The following is a 2,369-nucleotide window of genomic DNA, read 5'->3' on the forward strand; positions in this document are numbered from 1 at the left end:
ACGAACTAATGTTCTTTTTATTTGAGCATAATTTGTTTGTAAAAGTTACGCAGTGTTAATACAAACACACGATATGTTCAAATCTATATAACAGATATGGAAGACATTCATTAGTCTTATGTTAAGGGATGTTGTTTATATAATAGTGAGTACTGCAAGATAGAGAAACAAACGAGTAAGGGGACATAGATCATGAGTAATGCAAAAATGCCAAAAGAAAAAGAAATGGTAACATGGACTCCGTTTGCAGAGATACCAGAACGATTTATTAGTATACGAAAGATACTAGAGGAACAAATGAAAGTGCCACGACCAATATTAACTCAAGATGCGAAAGATAGAATTGAAGATAAGTTGTTAACTTCGTTGTTATCGGAAGAAGAAATATTGATTACATATTATGAAGATGGTTATGTGCTTACAAATTATATAACTGTGATACATATCAATCCTATAAAGCAGACTGTAACCTATACGGATGCATTTTATCATATAAGCACTTTGAAATTTATTGATATAATTGATATCAAGTAAAAAAGCGGTTTCCTTTTGTTATGATGTAAATCGAAGTTTTGGCATCAGAAGCTTATTAGGCATCTGTTGTTTTTTCTTTTGATTATTTCTTATTCTATTAATTTATATAGAAAAAAAGAGAAAGCTTTGTTACTATAACAAGCATAGTCCTGTTTGTTTATTATAGGGAATAAGCAAAGAAGAGGACGTCAACAAGGGAGGAACAACATGAAACGTGTTGCATGGTTTACTGATAGTACAACTGCTAGCTTTACAACAACTGGGGATAATTTTGTCATACCCATCCAAATTGCAATTAATGGAACAGCCTACAGAGACTGTGAAGAAGGTGTACTTGAACATGTTTATTCTGCATTAAAAGAAGGAGTAACTGTAACAACGTCACAACCCAATTTAGGTGAGATGGTCGCACTATTTACTAGATGTAAAGAAGAATATGAAGAAGGATTCGCGGTCACAATTAGTGGGAAGGTAAGTGGAACCTATCAAAATATGATACTCGCAGCAGAAATGGCGGAGTTTCCTTTAACTATAATAGATAGCGAAACAGCAAGTTATCCAATGGATGAACTTTTATTAAAAGCTCAAATGTTATACTGTGAGGGAATGACTTTACAACGTATACAAGAAGAAATACAACACGTTGAACGAAGTCCATACTATGTATTTCCAAAAGATCTAAAAGGATTATATGCTAGTGGGCGTGTGAAGGGCGTGCAATTTATATTAGGTAGCATACTGAGTGTAAACCCAATTCTAGAAGTACAAAACGGCGAAGTCGTGATGAAAAAGAAAGTTCGAAAAATACAAAAATGCAAAGAATATGTGCAAGATGAACTTGAGAAAGAAAAACCAAACATGGTACACGTGTTTCATGCTAATGATGAAGCTGGTGCAAAAGAGTGGATTGTGGACTTAAAAAAAGCATTTCCTGAAATGACTTTTTTACTCTACCCACTTCCTATATCTTTTGCTGTTCATGCAGGAGCTGGAACAATTGCAATCAGTTTTTCGAAAAGTAGAACCTGTGAATAATTCACGGGTTTTTTTGATGGTCAAATTCTTACTTTAGAAGTAAATCAGGGAATGAGAAATGGTTATAGTGAATAGGAACGTTCCAAAGTTTTTCATGATGTTTACCTTAGAGTTAAAATGAAAATTCATTTAATGTTTCAGTGTGATAAATGGATAAGATGATTGATAAGCGTAAATGCAGTGAATAAAAGAGAAGGATTAACTATACATGTGAATTTCGCACACTCTAAAATGAATATCCATAATATGCACAAATCGATTTTGTATGTGAGGGAGAGAAGGGATTATGAGAAGCATGTTTTTTATAATAAAAACCGTATTCCTTCGATAACCTATTCTGCGGCACACGGGATGGTTCAGACTGTTCAGCAAGCAATACAAGCGCAGATTTTAGCCATGCAAGCACAAGAAATGCAGTTTTATGATTCAACTACACAACAGTATTATCCTATGTATGTTACACAGAGCAGCGTGCATTTTTCAATAATTCCATTCGGCTCTGTGTACAATTTATAAAGCATTTTTTGATTCTGTTAGCAGTAATTCATTAAGCAGTTCCGAATTGGTTTTGATCCGCAAGATCAGAATCAAATGTGTTTGTTGCACTAACACCATTAAAAGTGTTAACAATAAAAGCGACATTAGAGGCTCCTGAACCATTGTAAGCCTTTGTATTTTCCTTTGGAGAAACATTGTAAAAGTCACCTAAGTTAAAAGAACCATTACTGCTTTGTACAACTAGATTGGCTACAACTGATGGCATAATTTTCACCTACTTTATAAGTATATATACATCAATT

Annotated in this window: 4 protein-coding genes; 3 read left to right on the forward strand and 1 reads right to left on the reverse strand. The window is 33.7% G+C overall.

All coding sequences use genetic code 11. The features are described 5' to 3' along the window. Positions 1–192 precede the first annotated feature (192 nt). From V7183_RS11085 to V7183_RS11095, 3 genes are all read left to right on the forward strand, one after another. Positions 193–534, forward strand: coding sequence for a YolD-like family protein (locus V7183_RS11085; RefSeq protein ID WP_097899498.1), 342 nt, complete (start codon positions 193–195; stop codon positions 532–534). Between the two features lie 207 nt (positions 535–741). Further along, positions 742–1,569: a DegV family protein gene (locus V7183_RS11090; protein WP_335359543.1), complete on the forward strand. Its 828-nt coding sequence runs from the start codon at positions 742–744 to the stop codon at positions 1,567–1,569. 180 nt (positions 1,570–1,749) lie between these two features. Beyond that, entirely contained in the window at positions 1,750–2,085 is a 336-nt protein-coding gene (locus V7183_RS11095) for a DUF3947 family protein (protein ID WP_335359544.1), read from the forward strand. A gap of 31 nt (positions 2,086–2,116) precedes the next feature. Here the strand turns inward: V7183_RS11095 and V7183_RS11100 are convergent, their stop codons facing one another. Further along, a complete protein-coding gene (locus V7183_RS11100) occupies positions 2,117–2,332 on the reverse strand; it encodes a spore germination protein (RefSeq protein ID WP_097899500.1) in 216 nt (71 codons plus the stop codon). Between the last annotated feature and the right edge of the window lie 37 nt (positions 2,333–2,369).

Origin of the sequence: Bacillus sp. JJ1127 (assembly GCF_036965845.1) — a bacterium.
Taxonomy (GTDB): Bacteria; Bacillota; Bacilli; order Bacillales; family Bacillaceae_G; genus Bacillus_A.